This window comes from Oricola indica, from assembly GCF_965227485.1.
Taxonomy (GTDB): Bacteria; Pseudomonadota; Alphaproteobacteria; order Rhizobiales; family Rhizobiaceae; genus Oricola; species Oricola indica.
Map to the genome: position 1 here is coordinate 3383982 of NZ_OZ245747.1, position 25278 is coordinate 3409259.

A 25278-nucleotide genomic window follows, 5' to 3' on the forward strand; every position below is an offset into this window, starting at 1 on the left:
GATATGTCGGACATCGGACGCTGGGACTTCTGGATCGACCGGGGCGGCACCTTCACGGATGTCCTCGGTGTCGATCCCGCCGGCACGGTCCATGCCTACAAGCTTCTGTCGGAAAACCCGGAAGCCTATCGTGACGCGGCCGTCCAGGGCATACGCGACCTCCTCGGTGTACCCAAGGGACAGGCTGTGCCGACGGTGCGGATTGGTACGGTGCGCATGGGCACCACCGTCGCCACCAATGCGCTGCTGGAGCGCAAGGGCGACCGCACGTTGCTGCTGATCACCAAGGGGTTCCGTGACGCCCTGCGCATCGCCTACCAGGCGCGCCCAGACATTTTCGCCAAGGAAATCATCCTGCCCGAACAGCTCTACGAGCGGGTGATCGAGGTGCCGGAACGCGTGCTGGCCGACGGCACGGTGGAAGTTCCCGTCGATCTCGCCAGCGTCGAGGTAGCGGTCCGCACCGCACTCGACGATGGCATCGAGGCCGTCGCCATCGCCTTCATGCACGCCTGGGCTCATCCGGAGCACGAACTGGCGGCGGAAGAGATGGTCTCGATGATGGGCTTTCCGCAGATCTCGGTCAGCCATAAGGTCTCTCCACTCGCCAAGCTGGTCGGGCGCGGCGACACGACGGTGGTCGATGCCTATCTGTCGCCGATCCTGCGCCGCTATGTCGACCAGGTCGCCAGCGAACTGGGCGTTTCGGACGCGCCGGGCGGCACGCGGCTGCAATTCATGATGTCGTCGGGCGGATTGACGGCGGCGGACCTGTTCCAGGGCAAGGATGCGATCCTGTCGGGGCCGGCCGGCGGCGTGGTCGGCATGGTCGAAACCGCGAAGGCGGAAGGGTTTCGCGACGTGATCGGCTTCGACATGGGCGGCACCTCGACCGACGTGGCGCATTATGCCGGTAGTTACGAACGCGCCTTCGACACGGAAGTCGCGGGCGTGCGCATCCGCGCGCCGATGATGCGCATCCACACGGTGGCGGCCGGCGGCGGCTCCGTCCTGCACTACGATGCGGGGCGCTTCCAGGTGGGCCCCGATTCGGCCGGGGCCAATCCCGGGCCGGCGGCCTATCGGCGCGGCGGACCGCTGACGGTCACCGACGCCAATGTGATGACGGGCAAGCTGGACCCCGCGCATTTCCCGGCGATTTTCGGACCCGAGCAGAACGAGCGTCTGGACGCCGATCTCGTGCGCGAAAAGTTCCGCGCGCTCGCCGAGAAGGTCGGAGACGACCGGACGCCGGAGGAAGTCGCGGAAGGCTTCATCACCATCGCGGTCGAAAATATGGCGAACGCGATCAAGAAGATCTCGGTGCAGCGCGGCTATGACGTGACCGGCTATGCGCTCAACTGCTTCGGCGGCGCCGGCGGCCAGCATGCATGCCTTGTGGCCGACGCGCTCGGCATGAAGGCGGTGCTGATCCACCCCTATTCCGGCCTGCTCTCGGCCTATGGAATCGGCCTTTCGAAGACCTACGCGTCGCGCCAACATGCGCTGGTCGAGACGCTCGCGGAGGAAAACCGGGACGCAATCGACGGATTGATCGCGGAACTGACAGCCGATGCCGCCGGAGAACTGACCGGACAGGACATCGACGCCGACGACATTACGACGCAGCCGGTTCTGCATATCCGCTACGCCGGCACCGACACCGCCCTCGAGGTGCAGTATGACGGCAAGGACCTCGATCGGGCAGCCAAGGATTTCGAAGCGGCGCATATGGCGCAGTTCGGCTTTACCGATCCGTCGCGCGAACTGATCGTCGAGGCGGTCGGCGTGGAAGCGGCGGAAAAAACGCCGGATCACGCCGAAGGCGAAGCCGAGACGCCTCCGGAGGAGAAGGAGCGCGAAGCAGACTTCGGGCAGAATGTCTTTACCGGCGGCGCATGGCAGGAGGCAGGGCTTTACCTGCGTACCGCGGACGCCCCTGCCCCGCTGACGCCCGGCGACACGGTGAAAGGTCCGGCGATCATCATCGAGGACAACCAGACCATTGTCGTCGAGCCCGGCTGGCAGGCGAATGTCACGGCGCACAACCAGATCCTGATGACCCGTTTCATCGAAAAGGACCGTGTCGCACCGATCGGCACCCATGCCGATCCGGTCATGCTGGAGGTGTTCAACAACCTCTTCATGTCGATCGCCGAGCAGATGGGCGTGACGTTGCAGAACACCGCCTCGTCGGTGAATATCAAGGAGCGGCTGGACTTCTCCTGCGCGGTGTTCGGCGCGACGGGCGCGCTTGTCGCCAACGCCCCGCACATGCCGGTGCATCTGGGCTCGATGGACCGCTCGGTGGAATCGATCATCCGCCAGAACCCGAACATGAAACCGGGCGACGTCTATGCGCTCAACGCGCCTTACAATGGCGGCACGCATCTGCCCGACATTACGGTCGTCACACCCGTGTTCGACGAGGCTGGCGAGGAAATCCTGTTCTTCGTCGCCTCGCGCGGCCACCACGCCGATGTCGGCGGCATGGCGCCGGGGTCGGCAACGCCGCGCGCGACGCATGTCGACGAGGAAGGCGTGCTGATCGACAATTTCAAGCTGGTCGAGGATGGCAGGCTGCGCGGCGATGCGTTCATCAAGCTGCTGACCGATCACCCGTGGCCGGCGCGCAATCCCAAGCAGAACCTCGCCGACATGCGCGCCCAGATCGCCGCGAACGAAAAGGGCGTGGCCGAACTGAGGAAGATGGTCGGCCATTTCACGCTGCCGGTGGTGCAGGCCTATATGAACCACGTGCAGGACAATGCCGAGGAAAGCGTGCGCCGGGTGATCGACGCGCTGGCGGATTGCGAGGCCGAGTACCCGACCGACAACGGCCAGACGATCAAGGTGAAGATCACCGTCGACAAGGAGAAACGCGAGGCGACCGTCGACTTCACCGGCACATCGCCAATGACGGACAACAATTTCAACGCGCCGGAACCGGTGACGCGCGCCGCCGTGCTGTATGTCTTCCGACTGATGGTGGAAGGCAATATCCCGATGAACGCGGGCTGCCTGAGGCCGATCAACATCGTCATTCCGGACGGATGCATGCTCAAGCCGAGCTATCCTGCGGCGGTCGTTGCGGGAAACACCGAGACGAGCCAGCATGTCACGAATTGCCTGCTCTATGCGCTCGACGCGCTGGCAAACGCGCAAGGCACGATGAACAATCTGACCTACGGCAATGCGCGCTACCAGAACTACGAGACGATCTGCTCCGGCTCACCGGCCGGCAAGATGAACTCTGGGCGCGGTTTCGGGGGGGCGTCGGGCGTCCATACGCACATGACGAACACCCGCATGACCGATCCGGAAATCCTCGAGATGCGCTATCCGATCGTCGTTGAGGAGTTCTCCATCCGGAAAGGATCAGGCGGCAAGGGCAAGTTCTCAGGCGGGGACGGCACACGGCGTGTGCTGCGCTTCCAGGAAGACATGGAATGCGCGATCCTGTCGAACCACCGCACCATTCCGCCGAAGGGGCTGGATGGCGGCGGCGACGGCGAATGCGGGCGAACCGAAATCCGCAGGCTCGACGGTACGATGGAAAAGCTGAAACATTGCGACCAGACCAGCGTGAAAGCCGGCGAAGCCGTGATCGTCACGACGCCGACGCCCGGCGGGTATCTGCCGGAGTAGAAGTCAGACGGGTGTCTGCTGATGGCCGGCGATACGCCAGTCGCCCTTGCGGCGTTCGTAGGTCGACATGCACAGCGCCTCGTAAGGCGCCCGTCCCTCGCTCTTGCCGATCGCACGATAGGCAAGCACGGCGAGGTCGCGGCGCTTGACGGCTTCCAAATTGGCGGCATCGACCGAGGTCCAGCGCGGGGTTCCCCTCAGTCCCCGGAGAATGGCGTCGCCCCGCAGGATACCGACCGGCTCGGGGAATACCATCACGGCATCCTCGGTCATGTGTTCGGCAAAGAAATTCTCGCCTTCCAGCCAGAGTCTGCGTTCTATGTCCCAAAGTTCAGTCGGCATTTTAAAGTATCCGCTCGCTTGAATGCATTCGACGTGGAACAATCTTGGCGGCGCATCGTTCCATAATCAGGAGGCGAAAATGTCCGCGACCTTGAACCTTGCACCTTGCGACAGCGTGGAAATCCATCGACTTGCGGCGAAACGCGGCGATGATGTTCCCAACAATGAGCGCTACCCGGCGCTTATCCTTTCCGATGTGCTTTCCGGTGAAACCGACCCGGCGGAGATTCATGCGCTCTATGCCGAAAACGGCTGGGGCGGCGCATGGACGTGGCAGGTTTTCGACTACCACCATTTTCACCCGGACGCCTTCGAGGTCCTTGCCGTCGCCAAGGGGAGTGCGACACTGATGCTCGGCGGTCCGCAGGGCCAGGAGGTCGAGGTCTCGGCAGGCGACGTCATCATCCTGCCGCCCGGCTACGGCCACAAGCAGATCGAGAAACGCGACGGCTTTACCGTGTGCGGCGGCTACCCGCCCGGTCAGGACAACTTCTCCACCATCCGCGACAGCGAGGGTTATGACGACCGCGTTCTGGCCACCATCCGCGACGTCGCGCCGCCGGATGTCGACCCGCTTTACGGACGGCCCTTCTCGCGGCTGGTCTCGATGAAAGACACCTAGCGCAGTCGACTTAGGTCAATCCGCTTCGCGGAGACAGGACGATGCCCAACTTCGCCGGATTGTGTTTCCAAATGTGTTATTCGGACCGCCTGCCCTGATTCCGCCCATATTGCCCTGAAAGAGCCAGAAAGGCCGTACAGGCTGACATTTCGGACATTTCAGGGTTCAGCGTATGCCGATCACCAATCCCCTGCCCGCCATCGCCGCGGCGCTTTGTATGACGAGCCTCGCGGGTTGCACGGCAAGCAGTGTCGTCGAGACATTGTCGGTCGCGCCGGCGGTTGCCGCCGGCCTATCGCTGAGCGAGGAAGAAGCGCGCGAGGCCGAGAGAGTGGTCGAAATGGCCTATGCCGCGACGGACAAGCCGAAAGCGTCAAAATCCCGCATGGCGATCGATCGCATGATCTCGCGCTACTCTTCGCAATACAACGTGCCGGAAAGGCTTGTGCACCGGGTGGTCAAACGCGAAAGCACTTACAATCCGAACGCCCAGAACGGCGGCCATTACGGGCTTATGCAGATCAAGCCGCAGACCGCGCGCACGATGGGATATCGCGGCGATGCGGCGGGGCTCTACGATGCCGAGACCAATCTCAAATACGGTGTGAAATATCTGCGCGGCGCATGGATGCTCGCTGACGGCAGCGAGGACCGGGCCGTCTATCTGTATTCCGCCGGCTATTATTACGTCGCCAAATCGCGCGGCATGCTCGTCGAGACCGGTTTGCGCTCCAAGTAACCGCTATTGCGGCCGGCCGAGCGTTTCTATCAGCGCTTCGACAAGGAATGCCGGCTTGTAGCCGAGCGCGGTGGGCGTCAGCCCCATGCGCACCACGACGAGATTCTCCGAAGGGACCACCGAAACCGACTGGCCGTCATGGCCCGACAGGAAGAAGGCATCCGCCGGCAGTTCCGGGTTGTCGCCCGGCAGCCAGGCATTCGAGGCACGGCGCCAGACATGGCCGCGGCCATAGTCGCCGCCGGATGCCGGGTGCGGCTCCACCATCCAGTCGACATAGCCGACCGGCAGAAGGGAACGACCGTTCCAGACACCGCGCTGCAAAAGGAACTGGCCGATACGCGCCCAGTCGCGCGCCGTCGCATAGAGATAGGACGAGCCAACGAACGTGCCGTGCTCGTCGGTTTCCAGGACGGCCGATGTCATGCCGAGCGGGTCGAACAGGGCGGCGCGCGGATAGGCCAGAGCCTCGGTCTCGTCCTCGAAGGCATTCTGCCACAGCCGCGACAGGATCACCGACGTTCCCGACGAGTATTCGAACACCTCGCCGATTCCACCCGGTGTTTCCGTATCGAGCGGCATGGAAGCAGCGAAAGCGGCCATGTCGGGCTCGAGATAGAGCATGCGGGTGACGTCCGACACGTCGCCATAGCCCTCGTTCCAGGTCAGGTCGCTGGCCATACCGAGCAAATCCGCAAGCGTGATCTCCGAACGGCCATCGGTCCAGTTGTCGAACAAGCCGGCCTCGTCGAGCGACAGGCGACCGTCGCGAACCAGCCTGCCAATCAGCGCCGACGTCACCGTCTTGGTCATCGACCAGCCGAGCAGGCGCGTCGTCTCGTCGAACCCCTCGCCATAGCGTTCGCCGATGATCCGGCCGTCCTTCACGACCACGACAGCACGCATGCCGGGTCCGGTCAGGGCCTCGTCGTTGAGGACAGCGTAAAGCTCTCCATCCTCCAGCGGCATGACTTCCGACCCTTCCGGCCAGAGCCCCTCGCCCGGCTCGTCGGCCTCGGGCGGCAGCGGCGCCGGCCGCCCGCGGGCCGCCTCGACATCGCCATCGGGAACGGCGGCGCAGCCCAGCCCTTCGCGGTAGAGCGCCGTGCCCTTTCCGAACATGCCAAAGAGGCCAGCGCGGACAATGCCGGTGGTGCGATCGACAGAGACCCGCATGATACGCAGAAGCGGATGGCCCGGCGCCTGGACGTCGGTTTCCAGGACCTCCTGCGGATCGCGTTCGGTCAGGAACGTATTGGAACAGACGATCTTGGCGGAATATCCCGAGCCGACCCGGATCAGTTCCGGCGGCGCGACGAAAAGCCAACCCACGGCTAAGACGATGATTGCCGCGACGATTCCGACGATCCCCTTGACGACCCGCATGGCTTACCCTGCCCTTTTTCTTATCGTTGAATGGAGCTAGTCGCGCCGGGTAGCCCGCGTCAACCATTTCTGGCGCCGACCGTATGGTGACGTCGCGACAGGCCACGCTGCGGACACAATTTTCGCGTGTTCAGGCGATGACGATGCGGTTACGCCGCGTTACAATCGCGTGGGGCAGTAAGGGGACGAATCGGTGCTTTCGCACTTCGGTCGCACAATCATGATCGCCGCCGCGCTGGCGCTGTCGGGCTGCTCGCAGATTTCCTACGACTTCACGGATTCCGTCCTGCCGCTGGCCGCGCAGCGTTTCGCCGACAATGATCCGGTCGAGACATTCGAGGGCGGAGCGCCGCACCGCTACGCAATCCACGGCATCGACGTTTCCAAATACCAGGGCGCGATCAACTGGCGCGCGGCGAAGAAATCGGGCGTCTCCTTTGCTTTCATCAAGGCAACGGAAGGCGGCGACCGCGTGGACGACCGCTTTCGCCACTACTGGCGCGAAGCGCGGGCCGCGGGCGTGCCGCGCGGCGCATACCATTTCTACTATTTCTGCCGCCCGGCAAAGGAACAGGCGGACTGGTTCATTCGTCACGTTCCGAAGGAACGGGGCATGCTTCCGCCCGTTCTCGACATGGAATGGAACCACCAGTCCCCGACGTGCCGAAAGCGCCCCGCCCCCGCACAAGTGCGCTCGGAAATGCGCGTGTTCCTCGACCGGCTCGAACGCCATTACGGCAAGCGGCCAATGATCTACACCACGCCCGATTTCTACGAGCGCAACATTGCCGGCCATTTCCTTAACGAGACTTTCTGGCTGCGCACGGTCAAGGCGCATCCGCGCGTGACCTATCCCGGACGCAACTGGACGTTCTGGCAATATACCGGGACGGGCGTCGTGCCCGGCATATCCGGCAATACCGATATCAATGTCTTTTCCGGCAGCGCCTCCGATTGGCGGGGCTGGATTTCCGCCAACCGAATCTGACAGATATTACCGACACCGCGAGGAGCCTTCCGACCATGAGAAACCATGCACGCATTCTTCTGGCCGGGCTTGCGCTTTCGGCAGTACCGGCGGCCGCGTTCGCGCAAAACGCACCCTGTGGCGGCGATTTCAGCGCATGGCGCGACGCGATGGTCGCGGAAGCGCGGGCCGCAGGGGTCGGCAACGCCGGTCTAAACGCCCTCTCCTCGGCACGGATCGACCCGGAGGTTCTCAAGAGAGACCGGGCGCAGGGCGTCTTCACGCTGGATTTCGCAACCTTCGCACGCCGGCTGATCTCACAGAACCGGATGGATGTCGGCCGCTCGAAGCTGAAACAATATGCCTCGACATTCCAGAAAGCGCGCTCGGAATACGGCGTCGCGCCGGAAGTGATCACGGCATTCTGGGGTCTCGAAACGGATTTCGGCGGCTATCAGGGCGATTTCAACACGCTGAACTCTATCGCCACACTGGCGCATGACTGCCGCCGGCCGGAACTGTTCCGGCCGCAATTGATCTCGCTTGCCCGGCTGATCGATCTCGGCGTCGTGCCGCGCGACATCACAGGCGCGTGGGCCGGCGAAATCGGCCAGGTCCAGGTGTTGCCGGACGACTACCTGACCAAGGGTCGCGACGGCGACGGCGACGGCCAGATCAAGCTCAAGACATCCTCGCCGGACGCGATCATGACGGCGGCGAATTTCCTGCAATCGCTGGGTTGGCGCGCGAACGAACCGTGGCTGATCGAAGTGAAGGTGCCCGCCGAAATGGAGTGGTACGACACAGGACTGCACGAGTCGCTGCCCGTCTCCGAATGGAAAGCGCGCGGCGTGACGCCTCGCAGCGGATCGCTTCCCGACAGCGCCGAGTCGCATCTTCTCATTCCGATGGGGCGCAAGGGGCCGGCTTTCATCGCCTATCCGAACTTCAAGGTGTTCCTGGAGTGGAACCAGTCGCTGACCTATGTCCTGACCGCCGCGTATTTCGCGACGCGGCTCGGCGGCGCGCCGATCTTCGATGAGGGCAATCCGGAGCCGGGCCTGAACCAGACGCAGATGAAGGCATTGCAGCGCGGGCTCACCGCGGACGGCTTCGATGTCGGCGAGATCGACGGCATTCTGGGCGCCGGAACGCGCGATGCGGTGCGCGAGGAACAGCGCCGTCTCGGCATGCCCGCCGACGCCTGGCCGACGGTAAAACTGCTCAACGCGCTCTGATCGGCGTCAAAGCTTGTCGAAATCGTCCTTGCTGGTCGGGATCAGCATGACGGCGGTCGCCAGATAGGCGAAGCCGAACGTGATGCCGAAGGTGAGGCCAAGCAGTGCGATGGCCGCGATCTTGTGATCGGTGTGGCCGATCAGTTCGCCCAGATGGCCGACATTGAAATGCACCATCGCGGCGGCAATCAGCCAGCCGATTACGATGCCGATAATGCTATTGATCAGGACGAACCGAACGAGTTTCGGCATGGGAGCATTCCCGTGTTGCTGGCATGGAGTCTAAGCGCATCCAGACGGCGTTCAATGGGACAAGTTGAAGCGACCGGGATATCCCCGCCGATCGTCAGGCGAGCGCGCGCAGGCGGGCCATCGCGTAGATGCCGAAAACCGGTCCGAGCGCCATCAGCGCCATCAGGGCGGGCCAGCCCCAAATCTCCGCGAGCACCGGCGTCGCCTGCACGGTGACGAAGGTCAGGGCGAAACCGAGCGCAGTTTGCAGCGTCATCAGGCTGCCAGCCTGGTGCGGCGGTGCGTTGTCGGCGACAAGCGCGGAAAACTGGGCGGAATCGGGACTGATCGATGCGCCCCACATCACGATGACGATGAACGTGAGCCAGACCGGGCCGCCGAATGTCAGCGCGGCCAGAAGTGCACAGATGCCGCTGACGGCCATTGCGGCCAGCGCGACACTGGCCTTGCCGATACGGTCGGCGCGCCGGCCGGCGATCATGCTCGTCACCGCGCCGGCAGCGATGGATATGAAGGCCGTGACGGCCGCGAACGCGACAGCGCGATCTTCCGGCATGTGCCGGCCATAGGAGAGAGCGGCTATCACGGCCACCCAGGCCCACATCGCGTAGAGCTCCCACATATGACCGAAATATCCGGCATAGGCGAGACGCACCCGGCGGTTGGTCCAGGCGGTGACGACCGCGCGTGGATCGAAACGGGTCGCCTGGGCATGATGCGGGCCAAGGCCGACCAGTTGGGCCAGCAGACCGCCGAGGATGGCGGCAAGCGAGGCGATCACGACCGTCGGCCGCCAGTCGGTTCCGCCGGCCAGCGCGAACAGGTGCGGCGCGGCGGACCCGAGGATCAGCGCTCCGACAAACGAGCCGACGATGAACCCCCGGTCGCGCTCGCCCCAGCCGACGGCGATCTGCATGCCGACCGGATAAACGCCGGCGAGAAGCGCGCCGGTCAGGCCGCGCGCGGCAATGGCGGGCGGGCTGCCCGGTGTCGAGATGAGCAGCGCCAGATTGGCGAGACCGGCAAGAACCGCCGCGACACCAAGGACGCGGCGAGGATCATAGCGGTCGGCAAGGCCCAGAATGGCGGATGCAAGCGCGCCGACGACGAAGCCGAGTTGCACTGCGCTCGACAAGACGGCTTGGTTGAACGGCGAAATGGGTGTTTCGGCCATCATGCCGGGCAGGATCGCCGCCGAGACGAACCAGAGCGACATCGCGCCGAAGACAGCGATCAGGAGCAGGACAAGCGACTGCCCCTTCCCGGCGGTCACGTTCAGTCCGCCATCGTTTCGAGGCTGGCGTAGCTTTCCGGCGCATCGCCCGCATCGAAGGGCTCGTCGATTTCGACGAAAGTGTCGGGATAGAATCCGTTGAAGCGGGTTCGAAGCGCCATGGAATATGCGCCGATATGGCCGATTTCGATCCAGTCGCCCGTGTCCACCGTTTCCGGCAGGTAGAACGGGCGCGTCAGGATATCGACCGAATCGCAGGTCGCGCCGCAGACCTTGAACGGGACGATTTTCGACGCATCACCGTTGCGGCGGCGGATGTTCGGATCGGGGATGAAGCGCGCCGGCAAGGTGATCTTGCCCGTCCATGAATCGGACAGCGACGCCCAGATGCCGTCATTGATGTAGAGCCGCCTGCCCTTTCGCAGCAGGACGCGCACGATCAGCGAGAAGGCGCGCGCGACGATCACGCGTCCCGGCTCCGCTACGAGGGGCATGTCGTCGAACTCCCACTCGGTGATGGACGCGCGCAAATCCTCCATCAGCGTTTCCAGCGGCGGTGGCGCGGGCGCCCTGCTCTTCGGATCGTGGCGATAGGCGGCGGGAAAGCCACCGCCGACATCGAGACCCGCAAGCGGAACGCCCGCCCTGTTGCGCACCCAATCGGCGGATGACAGCGCGCGCTCATAGGTTTTCGGATCCTCCACCTGGCTTCCGACATGGAAGCACAGGCCGGTCCGGAAACCGATGCCATGCAGGCGCTGCAGCAGTTCGACGGCATGGCCCGGGGCCGCGCCGAATTTTTTCGACAGTTCGTAGGCGGCGTGGCCCTTCGTTGCGAGGCGCACGAAGACGGTCATGGTCGTATGATCGATATCGAGCGCGCGGGCGATCCGGAGGATCTTCGCGACCTCGTCCTCGTGATCGACCACGAGAACGCGGATACCGTAGTGCTCCAGGGCCAGTCGGATATCCGACTGCGCCTTGACCGGATGCATGTAGAGAAGCTCGGCGTCAGGCGCGATGTCGCGGACCGCCGCGAATTCGGCCGGAGACGCGACGTCGAAGACATCGATGCCGGCCTCCACCAGCGTGCGGATCACCAACGGTTCGCCGTTGGTCTTGACGGCATAGGCCGTCGTGCCAAGGAATGACGCCTTGAAGGCGCGGGCATCCTCCCGCAACACATGCGGGCGAAAACAATAGACCGGCACGTCGGGCCTGAGCTTGAGGGCCGCGTCACGCGCCGTCGAAAACCGTTGCATGAAAAGAACTCTCCGTTTCTTTCGCCGGGCGGTGAGATGTGGTTAGAGCAGAGTTCGGTTTCATGCGCAAAGGGGGAGCGCAGCATGCTGTCGGTCACGAAAATTCTCGACGACATCGCCGCAGGCCGCGACACGGCGGAGGATGCGATCGCGCGCAGCCGGGCGCTGATCGCGGAAAAGGATGGCGAGATCGGTGCATTCGAGGCCCTGCCGGCGGAGGATGTGTCTGCCGGCAAAGATGGACCGCTTGCCGGCATCGCCGTCGGCGTGAAGGACATTTTCGACAGTCACGATATGCCAACCGGCTATGGCTCACCGATCTATGACGGTTTCCGGCCGCGCGCGGACGCGGCGATCGTCGCCATGGCGCGGGCGCGCGGCGCGTATGTGGCCGGGAAGACCGTGACGACGGAATTTGCGTTTCTCAATCCGGCACGCACGCTCAATCCGCACGATCCCGCGCACACGCCGGGCGGATCGTCCTCCGGTTCGGCGGCGGCGGTCGCGGCGGGCATGATACCGGCGGCCATCGGTACGCAGACCGGTGGATCGGTGGTCCGGCCCGCCTCGTTTTGCGGCGTCGCCGGCTACAAGCCGAGTTTCAGGCTGTTTCCGACCGTCGGGATGAAGACGTTTTCGTGGACGATGGACACGACCGGGTTCTTCGCGGCAAGCGTGAAGGATGTGGCGACCTTCGCCGCGCTGCTGTCGGGCCGCGACCTGGCAGCCGCCGATATCAGCGAAGCGCCGCGAATCGGGCTTTATCGCAGTTCCATCGACGAAGACGCTTCGCCCGACATGCGTTCAGCCGTGGAACAGGCGGCCGAAGCCGCCGCGAAGGCAGGCGCGCGGGTGACCGAGATCGATGAACCGGACGAAATCCGGCGCGGACGCGACGTCCATGCCATCGTCCAGGGGTTCGAGGGCGCGACATCGATGACCCACGAACTGGCATTCCATGAAGACGCCTTGAGTCCGATCTTGCGGGAAGCGCTGCTGGAAGGCCGCGACTTCACGCCGGAAATCTATGACGAAGCCCGGCGAGAGGCGCGGCACTCGCGCAAGGCGGCAACGGCCCTGTTCGACGATATCGACATCCTGCTGCTTCCCTCAGCGCCCGGCGCCGCGCCGCGCGATCTGGGCCAGACGGGCTCGGCGCTGTTCAACAAGGTGTGGACACTGAACGGCAATCCCAGCGTCAACATTCCGGGTCTTGCGGATGCGGCAGGCATGCCGCTCGGCGTCCAGGCGGTGGGACGGTTCGGGCGCGACAGGCTGTTGCTTGGCGCCGCGCACTGGGTCGAGCGCGCAATCGCTGCCTGATTTCGGACACAATCCCCGATTCGGGGCTGTCCACACGTCTGTGGATGAATTTTTTTCGATTATTCACTGGCGATCAAAAGTGCAATTCCAGCGCGGAGTTGGCGGCGATGGCTCGTAAAATGAGTCAACGGATTTCGCAGCGCAGCATCGTTTCCGCTTGTACCTTCGTATGATGTCCCTAGATTCAGAGCTGTTAAGCAAGGAGGCTTGCTATGGGACTGACACGTTCGATCAACTTCATGATGGTCTGCGCAGCGTTCGTATTTCTTGGCGCCCTTGTCTTCGGAGTCCTGCCCTGAGCGGGCTCTGTCACGGCAGTAGAGCCGTCCCCTGAAAACCAGAAAGCCCGGACCCGCCCCAAGGAGCGAGTCCGGGCTGACACAAGGCTCTCAGGCCGCCTGTAATCAGGCGGCGTGCAGTTCGCGCGCGTCGGTGTGGCCGCGAATGCCGAGCAACCGGCACACGGCGAAAACCAGGTCCGGCCGGTTCATCGTGTAGAAGTGGAAATCCTTGACGCCCCGATCGACCAGGTCGAACACCTGTTCGGCCGCGACCGCGGAGGCGACGAGCGCATGGGTGTGCGGGTCGTTTTCGAGCCCGTCGAAGCGGTCTGCAAGCCATGCGGGTACGGTCGTCCCGCATTTGGACGCGAAGTTGCGCACGGCGGCAAAGCTGTGAATGGGCGCGATGCCGGGTACGATCGGCACGTAGATACCGGCACGACGCACCCGCTCGACATATCGCTCATAGGTGTCGTTATCGAAGAAGAACTGCGTGATCGCGCGCGTCGCGCCATTGTCGACCTTGCGCTTCAGCATGTCCAGATCGGTGGCGAAATCCGGGCTTTCGGGATGGCGTTCCGGATAGGCGGCGACAGAAATGTCGAAATCGCCGAAGGCCTTGATGCCGGCGACGAGATGCGCGGCGTTCTGGTAACCCTCCGGATGCGGCCGGTATTGCGTGCCGACACCGCCGGCCGGATCGCCCCGCAGCGCCACGAAGCGGCGAATGCCCAGCGAAGCGAAGTCGCGCACCACCGCATCGACCTCGTCACGCGTGGCGTCGACGCAGGTAATGTGTGCCGCGGCGGGCGTGCTGCCGGTCGCTAAGACGGCTTCGAGCGTCTTGCGGCTGGTGTCGCGCGTCGACCCGCCTGCCCCGTAGGTGACGGATACGAAATCCGGATCGAGCGGGCTCAGACGGTTGATCGTGTCGGCGAGCGTCTCTTCCATTTTCGCGTTCTTCGGCGGAAAGAACTCGAAGGAAACTCTGATGTCCGGAGCGGTCCCGTGACCGTCGGCAACGCGTTTGACTGAATTCCTCATGCCACAAACTCCAGGGGCGATTGGGTTGACTCGTTTTCGTCGGCGATTTCCGTGCGCGGGTCGCGGGCGACCCAGATCTTCACGGTCAGTTTCTCGGGGTCGACCTTGCCGGCAGCCAAGGATTTCGACGGCCCGATTTCCAGTTCGGCCTGTCCGAACCAGGTCTCGATATCCGTATCCGAGAAGCCGAGGCGCTGGTGGGCGTGATCGTCGCGCAGGAAATCCAGTCCGTGCGGGGCAAAATCGACAATGACCAGCCGGCCACCGGGGCGCAGCGCCCTCGCCGCCTGGCGTATCGCCGCGACCGGATCGTCGAGATAGTGCAGGACCTGATGAATGGTGACGAGGTCGAAGCCGTTGTGCGCCACTGGCAGGTTGTAGACGTCACCGAGGCGAACCTCGGCGTTGCGCACGCCGGCCGCGTCGAGATTGGCGCGGGCGACATTGAGCATGTCGCGGTTTGAATCGATGCCGATGCCGTATTGATAGAGATCGGAGAACAGTTCGAGCAGACGCCCCGTCCCGGTGCCGAGATCGAGCATGTAGCGGACCGGCTTGTCGCCGATCAGGGAAACCAGGGCTTCTTCAACCTGCTTGTCGGCGACGTGATGGGAGCGGATTTCGTCCCAGCTCGCGGCGTTCTTGGAGAAGTAGCTGGATGCCTTTTCGCGACGGCTGACCTTGACCTCCTCCAGCCGTTCGGTGTCCCGGCGAATGGTCACGTCGGCGTCGTCGATGCGAGTGAGGAGTTCCTGCACCAGAACATCGGCGGCCGCATCGCGGCTCAGCCTGAACAGCGCCCAGGACCCCTCCTGCTGCCGGCTGATGAGGCGCGCGTCGAGCATCAGCTTGAGATGGCGCGAAACGCGTGGCTGCGACTGGCCGAGAATCTTCGTCAGCTCGGAGACGGTCAGGTCGGCTTCCGACAGCAATTTCAGGATACGCAGCCGCGTTGGCTCGGCTATTGTCTTGAGGACATCGACGATCGTATCGAGATGGAAACCAGACGTGCTCATGCGTTCTCCGTAAAGATATAAAGATATGTTTATGTCATTTTTCGACCAGTTGCAAGGTCCTCACGGGCGATAATGCGATGACAACGAAAAGGCAGGCGGAAATAACCAAGGCGCTCAGGCGGCTCGTGCCGATGATCCCGTTCAACGAGGCCGAGGATGTCAAGAAACTGTCCAAACAGCGCCATCTGCGGTCCCTGCCCGTTCCGGTCGCTGTCTGGCTGTCGCTGGTCGCGCATATCCGCCACCTCCACACCGACTATGACGAACTGATGGATGACGGCTACGACCGCGACGCGGCGCGCCATTTCGTGCTCGACGACATCAACGAGGTTCTCACCGGCTGGCAGGCAACGCGGTTACTGGATGGTAGCGAAACGGAGGCGGGTCTACCCGACCCAGTCGAGGATCAGGAATAGATCCACTGCTCGGGCAAACGGGCCTGGACCTTCTCTCCGACGGCGATCGTTCCGGGTTTCTCAACCCAGGCCAGCAAGCCACGGCGGCGCTTGGCCGCCGGGACGAAGGAGAGCGCGAGCCCGACATCGTCCGGCCGGCCGATGTTGCGGGCGATCGAGGCGCCAGCGATCTTGCAGGGGCCGTTCTGGAAATCGACCTTGAGCGTCACGCCGCCCTCGAAGAACAGCAGCGTCGCCGCCGGCAGCATGGAAAGCATCGGGATGCCCGACAACGTGATATTGCCGCCGATCCATTCCGGTTCGATCGCCTCGATCTCCATCTCGGCGGCGGCCTCGGCCAGTTCATCGCGCGACAGGAGCGTCAATTGCCGCTCGTTGCGCATCTCGGTGCCGCGCGGGTACCAGGGTTCGCGGCTGCCGGACTTTCGGGTCAGGCCCGCATGAAAATCGCCCGGAATGCCCTCATAGGCGAGTTCCAGTTCGCCGACCGGCGCGGTGACGAAATCGTCTCCGTTCGCGACAAAAAGACCTTCCACGACCGCCGAAAGCTTGCGGGAGGGAACAATCTCGGGAAGATTCATGACAACCGATTCCTGTTTACGGGCTGGCCGTGATTGCGGCGGCGTCCCATATTTCGCTCAATGTGCTGTTTGTCACACTAAGGCCCCCAACGACAGCGTAGAAAAGCTCCGCTTGTTATTTTGAAAGAGGATTTTCATGACCGTTTATCGCACTCTCGCCTCGTTGTCGGTCGCGTCGACCGTATTGTTCGCGCTCGCACCGCAGGCTCTCGCCGATGTCAACGCCGATGCGGTGTTCGACGGCCTGAAGCGGCAGATGGCCCTGCAGGGCGCGCAACTTGCCGCGGAATCGGTCGAACTGCGCGGCGGAGATGACATCGTGCTCTCCGGGGTCTCGGTCAATGCGCCGAGCGGCGAACAGGCCTTCAAGATCGACATGATCCTGCTCGAGGATGTCGCGGAAGCCGATAACGGCGCCTATGTGATCGGCCGGATCGCCGCGCCCGCCTTCACCAGCGAGAACGACGGCTACACGCTCGCCTTCGAGGGCGCTACGGTCGAGGGCTACTACGTGGCCGGGCCCGAAGAAACCGACCCGATCGCCAAGGCCGGGGTTTACAGGGGCGTCACGATCGGCGGGATCGCGGTCGCCAAGGGCAGTGCGCCGATCTTCACGCTGGACGGCATGACCGCCACCATGAGCGAATACAAGCCGGGCGGCACGATGGAATACGACGTCGACGTGAAAGATTTCACGGTCGACTTCAACCAGATCGACGATCCGAAGACCCGCGCGGCGATGACAGAACTCGGTTACGGCACACTGACGGGCCGGGTCACCGGGGAAGGAATGTGGAACACCTCCACCGGCGAGGCCTCGATGGTCCAGTCCATCGTGATCGACGAAGCCGCAACGCTGAACATGGACGTCGCGGTCGGCGGCTACACGCCGGAACTCGTCGCAGCCCTGCAAGAGATGAACGCACAGATGAAGGACCAGAGCGACGAAGCCGTCGGACTCGCGATGCTCGGCCTGATGCAGCAGTTGCAGATCGGAAATATTTCGATCGAACTGGTCGATGATTCCGTGACCGGACGCGCACTCGATTTCGTGGCCAAGCAGCAGGGCACGAACCGTGCGAACATCATAGCACAGGCCAAGGGCACCCTGCCCTTCGCGCTGGCACAGCTGAAGAATCCGGAATTCGCCGCCAAGGTTTCAGCCGCCGTCGGCGCCTTTCTCGACAATCCCGGCACGCTGAAGATCGCCGCGAGCCCGGCAAACCCGGTTCCCGTGGCGCAGATCATGGCCGCTGCAATGACGGCGCCGCAGTCTGTGATCGACGTTCTCGGCGTCACGGTCTCGGCGAACGAATAGAGCCAACGGCAATCAAAGCCCGGCGGGCGCTTCCGCCGGGCTCAGCCGTTCGTCAGTTCCTCGACACAGGTTTCCAGAATCAATTCAGCACCCTGGCGAAAAACCCTGAAGTTCTCCGGCGGCACTTCGCCGACATGGATGAAGCCGCTCATGCGCGCATCCACCGCCCGGCACAGTCCGGCGGCTGAATGATAGAAGACATAGTTGCAGAGATAGCCGCCGGCATCGTCCGACCAGGAGACGACGTGCCCCTGCCCCACGAGCGCCTGCGCGATGCGTACGAGCGGCAGTGTCGTTTCGACATGGTTGGCTCCGGGCAATATCGGCGAAGGATCGGGCCGCGTGCCGGCGTTGTCCGGCTGCGGCGATGCAATCCCGTTGCGCGCCAGGCGCTCCAGCCGGAAACCTTCGGTTTGCCTCGCGAGGCCGAAATGGATCGCAATGTCAGGACGGAAGCCGTTGCCGGCTTCCTCTAGTGCGGGAATCGCAAGGCCGTAATCGACAGGCAGAACCGCGAAACGGCACTCGACCGGCCGACCCGCCAGTGGCGGCTCGGCCTCGAAAGCGCGGATCAGATGCTCGGTCGGATTTTCCGGCGCGCCCGGAAAGGGCGTGAAGCCGGTGACAAGGAGGCGGATCGTCATCGCTCAGCCGCCTCCTCTTTCGCTTAGGAGCCTGCCGCTCAATCCTTGACGGGCGGAACCGCGCGCAGATGCAGTTCGCGCATCTGTGCCGGCGACGCCGGCGCGGGCGCGCCCATCAGGAGGTCTTCGGCCTGCTGGTTCATCGGGAACAGCGTGACCTCGCGCAGGTTCTTCGCGCCGACCAGCAGCATGACGATGCGGTCCACGCCGGCCGCCATGCCGCCATGCGGCGGCGCGCCGTAATGGAAGGCGCGGAACAGGCCGCCGAAGCGCTCCTCGACCGTCTGGGCGTCGAGCCCGACGATGCCGAACGCCTTGACCATCACCTCCGGCAGGTGATTTCGGATGCCGCCGGACGCGATCTCGAAGCCGTTGCAGACGAGGTCGTACTGCCACGCCTTGATGTTGAGCGGGTCTTCGTTTTCCAGAGCGCCGAGGCCGCCGCGCGGCATGGTGAAGGGGTTGTGGCCGAAATCGACCTTCTTTTCCTCTTCGTCCCACTCGTAGAACGGGAAGTCGACGATCCAGGCGAGTTCGAAGCGGTCGCGGTCGATGAGATCGAGTTCCTCACCGGCGCGGGTGCGCGCATCGCCGGCAAAACCGGCGAATTTCTTCGGATCGCCAGCGGCGAAGAAGCAGGCGTCGCCCGGCTTCAGGCCAAGCTGCAGGCGGATCGCCTCGGTGCGTTCCTCGCCGATATTCTTGGCGATCGGACCCGCGCCCTCGACCTTGCCGTTCTCTTCACGCCAGAAGATGTAGCCGAGGCCCGGCTGGCCCTGCCCCTGCGCCCAGGAGTTCATCCGGTCGCAGAATGCGCGCGAACCGCCCGTAGGCGCGGGAACGGCCCAGACCGCGCCGCGCGGGTCGTTGGCGAGGATGTTGGCGAAGACCTTGAAGCCGGAGCCGCGGAAATGCTCCGAGACGTCTTCCATGACGATCGGGTTGCGCAGGTCCGGTTTGTCGGTGCCGTATTTCAGGATCGCTTCGTCATAGGGAATGCGCGGGAACTCGCCGGTAACCGGCTTGCCCTCGGCGAATTCCTCGAAGACGCCGCGCACGACCGGTTCCATCGCGTCGAACACGTCATCCTGCTCGACGAAGCTCATTTCGAGGTCGAGCTGGTAGAATTCGCCCGGCAGGCGATCGGCGCGCGGGTCTTCGTCACGGAAGCAGGGCGCTATCTGGAAGTACCGGTCGAAACCGGAGACCATCAGCAACTGCTTGTATTGCTGCGGTGCCTGCGGCAGCGCGTAGAACTCGCCCGGATGGATTCGCGACGGTACGAGGAAGTCGCGCGCGCCTTCCGGAGAGGACGCGGTGAGAATCGGCGTCTGGAACTCGGTGAAGCCGGCCTCGTTCATGCGGTTGCGCATGGAGGAGATCACCTTCGTGCGGGTGACGAGGTTCTTGTGCAGCGTCTCGCGGCGCAGATCGAGAAAGCGATATTTCAGGCGGATGTCTTCCGGATAGTCCGGCTCGCCGAACACGGGCAGCGGCAATTCGGCCGCTTCCGAGAGGATTTCCATCTCGCGGGCGAAGATCTCGATCGCGCCGGTCGGAAGGTTCGGGTTCACCGTCTCGTCGGTCCGCGGCTTGACCTCGCCATCGACGCGGATGACCCACTCGCCACGAACTTTCTCGGCCGTGGAGAAGCAGGAGGAATCCGGATCGGCGACAACCTGCGTCACGCCGTAGTGGTCGCGCAGGTCGATGAAGAGGACGCCGCCGTGGTCGCGCACGCGATGGACCCAGCCGGAAATGCGCACGGTCGACCCGGCGTCGGCCTTGCGGAGGGCTCCACACGTATGGCTACGATAACGATGCATTGAATTCTGCCTTTGTCAGTTCGACGCGGTTGCGCGCCGAAGTTCCTGGTGTGCGGGAAATCGCGCGGAAAAGCGCATGGGCGGCACGATTTGTCAAGGCAAGCCCCAGTGCTGAACAAGCAATCGACAAACAAGGGCGTCGGAGCTAAAGACCGTGGCCATGAAGACCATAGAAACAACGGAAGAACTCGCCGCAACCTGCGCGCGCCTCGCCGATCACCCCTATATCACCGTCGATACGGAATTCATCCGCGAAACCACGTTCTGGCCGGTGCTTTGCCTGGTCCAGGTGGCGAGCGCCGACGAAGCCGTTCTGATCGACCCGCTCGCCAAGGGGATAGACCTCGCGCCGCTGTTCGCCCTGATGGCCGACCGTAGCGTGCTGAAGGTGTTCCATGCGGCGCGCCAGGATATCGAGATATTCTTCAATCTCGCCGGAGCGGTGCCGGAGCCGATCTTCGATACGCAGGTTGCCGCGATGGTTTGCGGATTCGGCGACGCGATCGCCTATGACCAGCTCGTCAAGCGCATCAGCGGCGCGCATATCGACAAGTCGTCGCGTTTCACCGACTGGCGGCAGAGACCGCTGAGCGAGCGTCAGCTTTCCTACGCGCTGGCCGACGTGACGCATCTGCGCGACGTCTACGAGCATCTCTCGGAACAGCTGAAGACGGAGAACCGCGAGCACTGGGTCGCCGAGGAGATGGGCGTGCTAACCGCGCCGGAGACCTACGACCTGCAGCCGGAGGACGCCTGGCAGCGTCTCAAGCTGCGCGTGCGCAAGCCCGTCGAATTGCAGATTCTCAAGAATGTCGCCGCCTGGCGCGAGACCGAGGCGCGCAACCGCAACCAGCCGCGCCGACGCGTCCTCAAGGACGACGCCGTCTACGAGATCGCGCAGCAGCAGCCGCAGTCGCCCGAGGCGCTGGCCAGGTTGCGATCGCTCAACAAGGGCATAGAGCGCTCTTCCCTCGCCGCACCGCTGATCGAGGCCGTGATGGACGCGCTAGCGATGGACAAGCAAGACCTGCCGCCTATCCCGCGTCCGCCAGCGTCACCCGAAGGCACGAGCGCCGCTGTCGATCTCCTGCGCGTGGTCCTGAAGCTCACCGCGGAGGAACAAGGCGTCGCCCAGAAGATCATCGCCACGACCGACGATCTGGAGAAGATCGCCATTCATGGCGAGGATGCCGATGTCGGGGCGTTGAAGGGCTGGCGACGGGAGGTGTTCGGCGACAAGGCGTTGCGCACGGTGCGCGGCGAACTGGCCATCTGCTTCCAGGAACGCAAGCTTTCCATTCTCGATGTCGGCTGACCGGCGTCAGACGTCGACGACGAGCGAGATGTCCCGGCCGATCGTCTTGGCGAGTTGGTTGACGCGCCCGAGCGGCCGTGCGCCGTGCAGTTCCGCCAAACGGCGTGGCAGGACGAGTTCCATAGAGCCGTCCGGTTTCTCGCGCCACGTGACATCGCCAATGACCCCGGGCATCGCCGCCGTAAACAGGTAGGCGACGCGGAAGAACGCGCCGAGATAGCGGCTGCGCTCCCAGATCCGATCACTGGTGATCAAGCGGATTTCCGGCGCCAGCGTGCCCGATTTCAACCCGTCATGGCGGAAATAGTTGGCGAGCGCGATATAGGCGCGGCCCGGATGGTCGATCTGGGTGAAGGATCCGTGGGCGATCACGTTGAGCGCCTGATCGCCTCGATAGTCGGGATGGGCACGCCAGGAGATGTCCGCCAGCCGGCATGCGGCCTCGCGATAGCGACGCTCGTCCTCGGTCTCGTCGATGCCGAAGGCCTTGAACGCCTTTCCGGTCCAGTCCGCCAATTCGCGGGCATGGCGCGGCGAGCGCGAGCGCAGAATCGACAGCTCCTCCGCCGCCTCGATGAGGGAATCGCGATTGCGCTGATGCTCGTCGAGAAGGCTGTAAAGATAGCCCTCGCGCACGCCGGCCGAGGAGAAGATGACCTTCGCCGGCTTCATGGCGCGGATCAGTTCGGCGAGCACGATGGCGCCATAGGGCAACAAGGCGCGCCGGGAGCGCGAAACGTCTTCGATGCCCGCCAGCTTCTCGACATTGTTGCGGCCGACCTTCTTGAGGAAGCCCGTCGCCTTCGCCGCATCCATCTCGTAATGATGCGTCACGTATAGCGGGTATTTCTTCGAGGCCATGTGCAACTTGGCGAGGTTTCGCCATGTGCCGCCGATCGCGTAGAAATTGCGGCCGCTTCCGTCCTTGAGGAAGGCCGCCTTTTTCAGGTCTTCGCGCGCGATCAACACGGCTTTTTCGTAGTCGCCGGCAGCACGTTCGGAGAGGCGGATCACGCCGATGGGCATCGTCATGCCGTCGCCGATATGCTTGCCCTGCATTTCGACCACTTCGAGGCTGCCGCCGCCGAGATCGCCCATGATGCCGTCGATGTCACGAAAAGCGGACTGGATGCCGTAGGCTGAATAGAGAGCCTCCTCGCGGCCGCTCAGCACGGTGATCTCCTGGCGAAGGATGCTTTCGGCCTCCTCGATGAAGGCTGCGCCGTTGCCGGCCTCGCGAGCGGCGGCCGTCGCGAGGATCATCAGCCGCTCCACGCGCGCCTGGTCGGCAAGTGCGCGGAACCGGCGCAACGCCGCCAACGCGTCGGTGACCGCGCGCGGGTCCATGTTGCCGGTTTCGGCGATACCGCGACCGAGGCCGCACTGGACTTTTTCGTTGAAGAGGACGGAGGGCGCGCGCACGAGCCCCTCGTAGATCACCAGACGAATCGAATTCGATCCGATGTCGATGACAGCGATCGGATGCCTGTTACGCAGGCGTCCCTGGGCGTCTTCGGTTTCAATCAAAATTCAGGTCCACAACCGAATCGCGGGTCTCAGGTCGAGTTCTTTTCTGCCCGTTTTTTATGCGCGATCAAACGGGGCGCCGAAGATTTCAACGACTTTCCGCGGCCGGAGAGGCTCGGATTGGTCATGAAATATTGCTGGGCGTCGAAAGATTGCTCGTTCTTCGACGGAATCATGCGGCGCGAATTGCCGTCCGGCAGCAGTTCGAAGCTCTGCTGGTTGTCGAGGAGGTTGGCGAGCATGATCTGGCCGAGCACCTGCTCGCGCACCGTTGGATTTTCCAGCGGAACCAGCGTTTCGACGCGGCGGTCCAGATTGCGCGGCATCAGGTCGGCGGAGCCGATATAGACGATCGCGTCATCCGACGGCAGGCCGTGTCCATTGCCGAAACAATAGATGCGGCTGTGCTCGAGGAAGCGCCCGACGATCGATTTGACGCGGATGTTCTCCGAAAGACCCGGCACCTGCGGGCGCAGGCAGCAAATGCCGCGCACGACCATGTCGATCTGAACGCCCGCCGCGCTTGCGTCATAAAGCGCGTCGATAATTTTTGCATCGACCAGCGCGTTCATCTTGAACCAGATCTCGGCCGGCCGGCCGGCCTTGGCGTGCTCGATCTCGTCGGCGATGTGCTTGAGAATGCGCTGGCGCATGAAACGCGGCGAGACCGCCAGCTTCAGGTCAGAGCCCGGATCGGAATAGCCGGTGATGAAATTGAAGACATATGCAACGTCACGGGCGATGACCGGATCGCAGGTGAAGTAGGACAGGTCGGTATAAATCTTGGCTGTGATCGGGTGGTAGTTGCCGGTGCCCAGATGGACATAGTTGCGCAGCTTGCCATCCTCGCGGCGCACGACCAGCGACATCTTGGCGTGGGTCTTCATTTCGAAGAAGCCGTAGACGACCTGAACGCCCGCGCGTTCCAGATCGCGTGCCCAGCGGATATTCGCTTCCTCGTCGAAGCGTGCCTTCAGCTCGATCAGCGCGGTGACCGACTTGCCGGCCTCCGCCGCATCGATGAGCGCGCGGATGATCGGGCTGTCCTTTGAGGTGCGGTAGAGCGTCTGCTTGACCGCGAGCAACGCCGGGTCCTGCGCTGCCTGACGGAGGAACTGCACCACGACGTCGAAGGACTCGTAGGGATGGTGGACAATGATGTCCTTCTCGCGAATCGCCGCGAAGCAATCGCCATTGTGATCGCGGATCCGCTCGGGAAACCGGGCCGAATACGGTGCGAATTTGAGATCGTCGCGATCGACGCCGACGATCTCCGACACCGTGTTCAGCGCAAGGAAACCCGGCTGCACGCTGACGCGGGTTTCCGGGACCTCAAGTTCATGGGCGACGAATTCGCGAAGGCCTTGCGGCATCTCGTGATCGAACTCGATGCGGATCACCTGCCCCCGGCGGCGGCGCTTCAGCGCGGTCTCGAACAGGCGCACGAGGTCCTCGGCTTCTTCCTCGACCTCGATATCGCTGTCGCGAATGATGCGGAAGGTGCCCTTCCCCTTGACCTCGTAGCCTGGATAGAGCGTGGCGATATGCAGCCCGATGATCTCTTCCAGGCTGATGAAGCGAAAGCGCGAGCCCTCGGTCGGAATGGATACAAAGCGGTCGAGCGCGACCGGGAAGCGCAACAGGGCGTTCATCTGCTGCCGGTTCTGGCGATTGACCAGTTCCAGCGCGATCGAGAAACCAAGATTGGGAATGAAGGGGAACGGGTGCGCCGGATCGATCGAGAGCGGCGTCAGCACCGGGAAAATGGTCTGCAGGAAGTGCTCCTCCAGCCAGATAAGATCGTCCTTTTCGAGCTGTTCGCTGCGCACGATGGCGATGCCCTGCGCCTCGAGTTCCTCCTGAAGCTCGGCGAGAACGATCTGCTGTTCGGTCTGCAAGCGACCGGCCTCGTCGAAAATCGCCTCGAGTTGTTCCTGCGGCGTCAGGCCGTCGGAAGACCGCTCCACGATGCCTTCACGCACCTGACCGGCAAGACCGGCGACGCGCACCATGAAGAACTCGTCCAGATTGTCGGCCGAAATCGACAGGAAGCGCAGACGCTCCAGAAGCGGCTGGTTGGCGTTGCGGGCCTCGTCGAGCACGCGCCAGTTGAACTGCAGCCAGGAAAATTCGCGGTTCACGAAGCGGGACGCATCATTCCTCGTCGCGATCGGCTCGCCAGACTCCGGCGTTTCCGGCTGCAGCTGCGTGCCGATCGTGTGAAGCGTGTCGGTCATATTGCGTCCAAGGATCCTGGTTCGTGCGGTTGTGGCAGTTCGGTGCGCCACTTACGCCCG

The 25278-nt window shown here is 63.5% G+C and carries 21 protein-coding genes; 9 read left to right on the forward strand and 12 right to left on the reverse strand.

What is annotated here, in order from left to right:
• The first annotated feature begins 3 nt into the window (after nucleotides 1-3).
• A complete protein-coding gene (locus ACQK2M_RS17005; protein ID WP_425418760.1) occupies nucleotides 4-3648 on the forward strand; it encodes a hydantoinase B/oxoprolinase family protein in 3645 nt (1214 codons plus the stop codon).
• Between the two features lie 3 nt (nucleotides 3649-3651).
• On the opposite strand, the gene ACQK2M_RS17010 is transcribed toward ACQK2M_RS17005, so the two are convergent.
• On the reverse strand, nucleotides 3652-3990 hold the full coding sequence (locus ACQK2M_RS17010) for a DUF4440 domain-containing protein (RefSeq protein ID WP_425418761.1): 339 nt from the start codon (nucleotides 3988-3990) through the stop codon (nucleotides 3652-3654).
• Nucleotides 3991-4069: 79 nt separating this feature from the next.
• On the opposite strand from ACQK2M_RS17010, the gene ACQK2M_RS17015 reads away from it, so the two are divergent.
• Both ACQK2M_RS17015 and ACQK2M_RS17020 read left to right on the forward strand, forming a co-directional pair.
• The gene (locus tag ACQK2M_RS17015; RefSeq protein ID WP_425418762.1) at nucleotides 4070-4612 is read left to right on the forward strand and encodes a cupin domain-containing protein; all 543 of its coding nucleotides are present in this window, start codon (nucleotides 4070-4072) and stop codon (nucleotides 4610-4612) included.
• 172 nt (nucleotides 4613-4784) lie between these two features.
• Complete coding sequence (locus ACQK2M_RS17020) at nucleotides 4785-5351, forward strand: transglycosylase SLT domain-containing protein (protein WP_425418763.1); 567 nt, start codon at nucleotides 4785-4787, stop codon at nucleotides 5349-5351.
• Between the two features lie 3 nt (nucleotides 5352-5354).
• On the opposite strand, the gene ACQK2M_RS17025 is transcribed toward ACQK2M_RS17020, so the two are convergent.
• Nucleotides 5355-6737 carry a serine hydrolase domain-containing protein gene (locus ACQK2M_RS17025; protein WP_425418764.1) on the reverse strand — a complete coding sequence of 461 codons (1383 nt, stop codon included), beginning with the start codon at nucleotides 6735-6737 and terminating at the stop codon, nucleotides 5355-5357.
• 220 nt (nucleotides 6738-6957) lie between these two features.
• On the opposite strand from ACQK2M_RS17025, the gene ACQK2M_RS17030 reads away from it, so the two are divergent.
• Nucleotides 6958-7725: a glycoside hydrolase family 25 protein gene (locus tag ACQK2M_RS17030; protein ID WP_425420071.1), complete on the forward strand. Its 768-nt coding sequence runs from the start codon at nucleotides 6958-6960 to the stop codon at nucleotides 7723-7725.
• Between the two features lie 35 nt (nucleotides 7726-7760).
• The gene (locus tag ACQK2M_RS17035; RefSeq protein WP_425418765.1) at nucleotides 7761-8942 is read left to right on the forward strand and encodes a lytic murein transglycosylase; all 1182 of its coding nucleotides are present in this window, start codon (nucleotides 7761-7763) and stop codon (nucleotides 8940-8942) included.
• Between the two features lie 6 nt (nucleotides 8943-8948).
• Here ACQK2M_RS17035 and ACQK2M_RS17040 read toward each other — a convergent pair whose 3' ends face one another.
• From ACQK2M_RS17040 to ACQK2M_RS17050, 3 genes are all read right to left on the reverse strand, one after another.
• The gene (locus tag ACQK2M_RS17040; protein WP_223476857.1) at nucleotides 8949-9194 is read right to left on the reverse strand and encodes a hypothetical protein; all 246 of its coding nucleotides are present in this window, start codon (nucleotides 9192-9194) and stop codon (nucleotides 8949-8951) included.
• A gap of 94 nt (nucleotides 9195-9288) precedes the next feature.
• Nucleotides 9289-10467, reverse strand: a complete 1179-nt coding sequence (locus tag ACQK2M_RS17045; protein ID WP_425418766.1) for an MFS transporter — start codon at nucleotides 10465-10467, stop codon at nucleotides 9289-9291.
• Nucleotides 10468-10469: 2 nt separating this feature from the next.
• Complete coding sequence (locus ACQK2M_RS17050) at nucleotides 10470-11690, reverse strand: alanine racemase (RefSeq protein WP_425418767.1); 1221 nt, start codon at nucleotides 11688-11690, stop codon at nucleotides 10470-10472.
• A gap of 84 nt (nucleotides 11691-11774) precedes the next feature.
• On the opposite strand from ACQK2M_RS17050, the gene ACQK2M_RS17055 reads away from it, so the two are divergent.
• Nucleotides 11775-13013 (forward strand): amidase, encoded by a 1239-nt coding sequence (locus ACQK2M_RS17055; protein ID WP_425418768.1) that lies wholly within the window; start codon nucleotides 11775-11777, stop codon nucleotides 13011-13013.
• A gap of 404 nt (nucleotides 13014-13417) precedes the next feature.
• Here ACQK2M_RS17055 and metF read toward each other — a convergent pair whose 3' ends face one another.
• Nucleotides 13418-14338: a methylenetetrahydrofolate reductase [NAD(P)H] gene (gene metF / locus ACQK2M_RS17060; RefSeq protein WP_425418769.1), complete on the reverse strand. Its 921-nt coding sequence runs from the start codon at nucleotides 14336-14338 to the stop codon at nucleotides 13418-13420.
• Entirely contained in the window at nucleotides 14335-15354 is a 1020-nt protein-coding gene (locus tag ACQK2M_RS17065; protein ID WP_425418770.1) for an ArsR/SmtB family transcription factor, read from the reverse strand. Before ACQK2M_RS17065 ends, metF begins: the two co-directional genes overlap by 4 nt.
• 77 nt (nucleotides 15355-15431) lie before the next feature.
• On the opposite strand from ACQK2M_RS17065, the gene ACQK2M_RS17070 reads away from it, so the two are divergent.
• Complete coding sequence (locus ACQK2M_RS17070; protein WP_425418771.1) at nucleotides 15432-15770, forward strand: DUF2293 domain-containing protein; 339 nt, start codon at nucleotides 15432-15434, stop codon at nucleotides 15768-15770.
• Here ACQK2M_RS17070 and ACQK2M_RS17075 read toward each other — a convergent pair.
• Complete coding sequence (locus tag ACQK2M_RS17075) at nucleotides 15761-16351, reverse strand: MOSC domain-containing protein (protein WP_425418772.1); 591 nt, start codon at nucleotides 16349-16351, stop codon at nucleotides 15761-15763. The two genes, ACQK2M_RS17070 and ACQK2M_RS17075, sit on opposite strands and share 10 nt — an antisense overlap.
• A 136-nt stretch (nucleotides 16352-16487) precedes the next feature.
• On the opposite strand from ACQK2M_RS17075, the gene ACQK2M_RS17080 reads away from it, so the two are divergent.
• Nucleotides 16488-17669: a hypothetical protein gene (locus tag ACQK2M_RS17080; protein ID WP_425418773.1), complete on the forward strand. Its 1182-nt coding sequence runs from the start codon at nucleotides 16488-16490 to the stop codon at nucleotides 17667-17669.
• Nucleotides 17670-17710: 41 nt separating this feature from the next.
• Here the strand turns inward: ACQK2M_RS17080 and ACQK2M_RS17085 are convergent, their stop codons facing one another.
• Together ACQK2M_RS17085 and aspS are read right to left on the reverse strand one after the other, a co-directional pair.
• Entirely contained in the window at nucleotides 17711-18313 is a 603-nt protein-coding gene (locus ACQK2M_RS17085; RefSeq protein WP_425418774.1) for a hypothetical protein, read from the reverse strand.
• Between the two features lie 38 nt (nucleotides 18314-18351).
• Nucleotides 18352-20139, reverse strand: coding sequence for an aspartate--tRNA ligase (gene aspS / locus ACQK2M_RS17090; protein WP_425418775.1), 1788 nt, complete (start codon nucleotides 20137-20139; stop codon nucleotides 18352-18354).
• Between the two features lie 160 nt (nucleotides 20140-20299).
• Between aspS and rnd the strand changes: the two genes are divergently transcribed.
• Entirely contained in the window at nucleotides 20300-21454 is a 1155-nt protein-coding gene (gene rnd, locus ACQK2M_RS17095) for a ribonuclease D (protein ID WP_425418776.1), read from the forward strand.
• Between the two features lie 6 nt (nucleotides 21455-21460).
• On the opposite strand, the gene ppx is transcribed toward rnd, so the two are convergent.
• Nucleotides 21461-22981 (reverse strand): exopolyphosphatase, encoded by a 1521-nt coding sequence (ppx, locus tag ACQK2M_RS17100; protein WP_425418777.1) that lies wholly within the window; start codon nucleotides 22979-22981, stop codon nucleotides 21461-21463.
• Nucleotides 22982-23010: 29 nt separating this feature from the next.
• Nucleotides 23011-25218 (reverse strand): RNA degradosome polyphosphate kinase, encoded by a 2208-nt coding sequence (locus ACQK2M_RS17105; protein ID WP_425418778.1) that lies wholly within the window; start codon nucleotides 25216-25218, stop codon nucleotides 23011-23013.
• Nucleotides 25219-25278: the final 60 nt, after the last annotated feature.

Excerpts from the sequence above, each read along its gene's own strand:
- ACQK2M_RS17020 (WP_425418763.1), top strand. The coding sequence starts at position 4,785 with ATGCCGATCACCAATCCCCTGCCCGCCATCGCCGCGGCGCTTTGTATG.
- metF (WP_425418769.1), bottom strand. The coding sequence starts at position 14,338 with ATGAGGAATTCAGTCAAACGCGTTGCCGACGGTCACGGGACCGCTCCG.
- ACQK2M_RS17010 (WP_425418761.1), bottom strand. The coding sequence starts at position 3,990 with ATGCCGACTGAACTTTGGGACATAGAACGCAGACTCTGGCTGGAAGGC.
- ACQK2M_RS17065 (WP_425418770.1), bottom strand. The coding sequence starts at position 15,354 with ATGAGCACGTCTGGTTTCCATCTCGATACGATCGTCGATGTCCTCAAG.
- ACQK2M_RS17025 (WP_425418764.1), bottom strand. The coding sequence starts at position 6,737 with ATGCGGGTCGTCAAGGGGATCGTCGGAATCGTCGCGGCAATCATCGTC.
- ACQK2M_RS17040 (WP_223476857.1), bottom strand. The coding sequence starts at position 9,194 with ATGCCGAAACTCGTTCGGTTCGTCCTGATCAATAGCATTATCGGCATC.
- ACQK2M_RS17050 (WP_425418767.1), bottom strand. The coding sequence starts at position 11,690 with ATGCAACGGTTTTCGACGGCGCGTGACGCGGCCCTCAAGCTCAGGCCC.
- ACQK2M_RS17055 (WP_425418768.1), top strand. The coding sequence starts at position 11,775 with ATGCTGTCGGTCACGAAAATTCTCGACGACATCGCCGCAGGCCGCGAC.
- ACQK2M_RS17105 (WP_425418778.1), bottom strand. The coding sequence starts at position 25,218 with ATGACCGACACGCTTCACACGATCGGCACGCAGCTGCAGCCGGAAACG.
- aspS (WP_425418775.1), bottom strand. The coding sequence starts at position 20,139 with ATGCATCGTTATCGTAGCCATACGTGTGGAGCCCTCCGCAAGGCCGAC.
- rnd (WP_425418776.1), top strand. The coding sequence starts at position 20,300 with ATGAAGACCATAGAAACAACGGAAGAACTCGCCGCAACCTGCGCGCGC.
- ACQK2M_RS17015 (WP_425418762.1), top strand. The coding sequence starts at position 4,070 with ATGTCCGCGACCTTGAACCTTGCACCTTGCGACAGCGTGGAAATCCAT.
- ACQK2M_RS17030 (WP_425420071.1), top strand. The coding sequence starts at position 6,958 with ATGATCGCCGCCGCGCTGGCGCTGTCGGGCTGCTCGCAGATTTCCTAC.
- ACQK2M_RS17085 (WP_425418774.1), bottom strand. The coding sequence starts at position 18,313 with ATGACGATCCGCCTCCTTGTCACCGGCTTCACGCCCTTTCCGGGCGCG.
- ACQK2M_RS17075 (WP_425418772.1), bottom strand. The coding sequence starts at position 16,351 with ATGAATCTTCCCGAGATTGTTCCCTCCCGCAAGCTTTCGGCGGTCGTG.
- ACQK2M_RS17070 (WP_425418771.1), top strand. The coding sequence starts at position 15,432 with ATGACAACGAAAAGGCAGGCGGAAATAACCAAGGCGCTCAGGCGGCTC.
- ACQK2M_RS17035 (WP_425418765.1), top strand. The coding sequence starts at position 7,761 with ATGAGAAACCATGCACGCATTCTTCTGGCCGGGCTTGCGCTTTCGGCA.
- ACQK2M_RS17005 (WP_425418760.1), top strand. The coding sequence starts at position 4 with ATGTCGGACATCGGACGCTGGGACTTCTGGATCGACCGGGGCGGCACC.
- ACQK2M_RS17080 (WP_425418773.1), top strand. The coding sequence starts at position 16,488 with ATGACCGTTTATCGCACTCTCGCCTCGTTGTCGGTCGCGTCGACCGTA.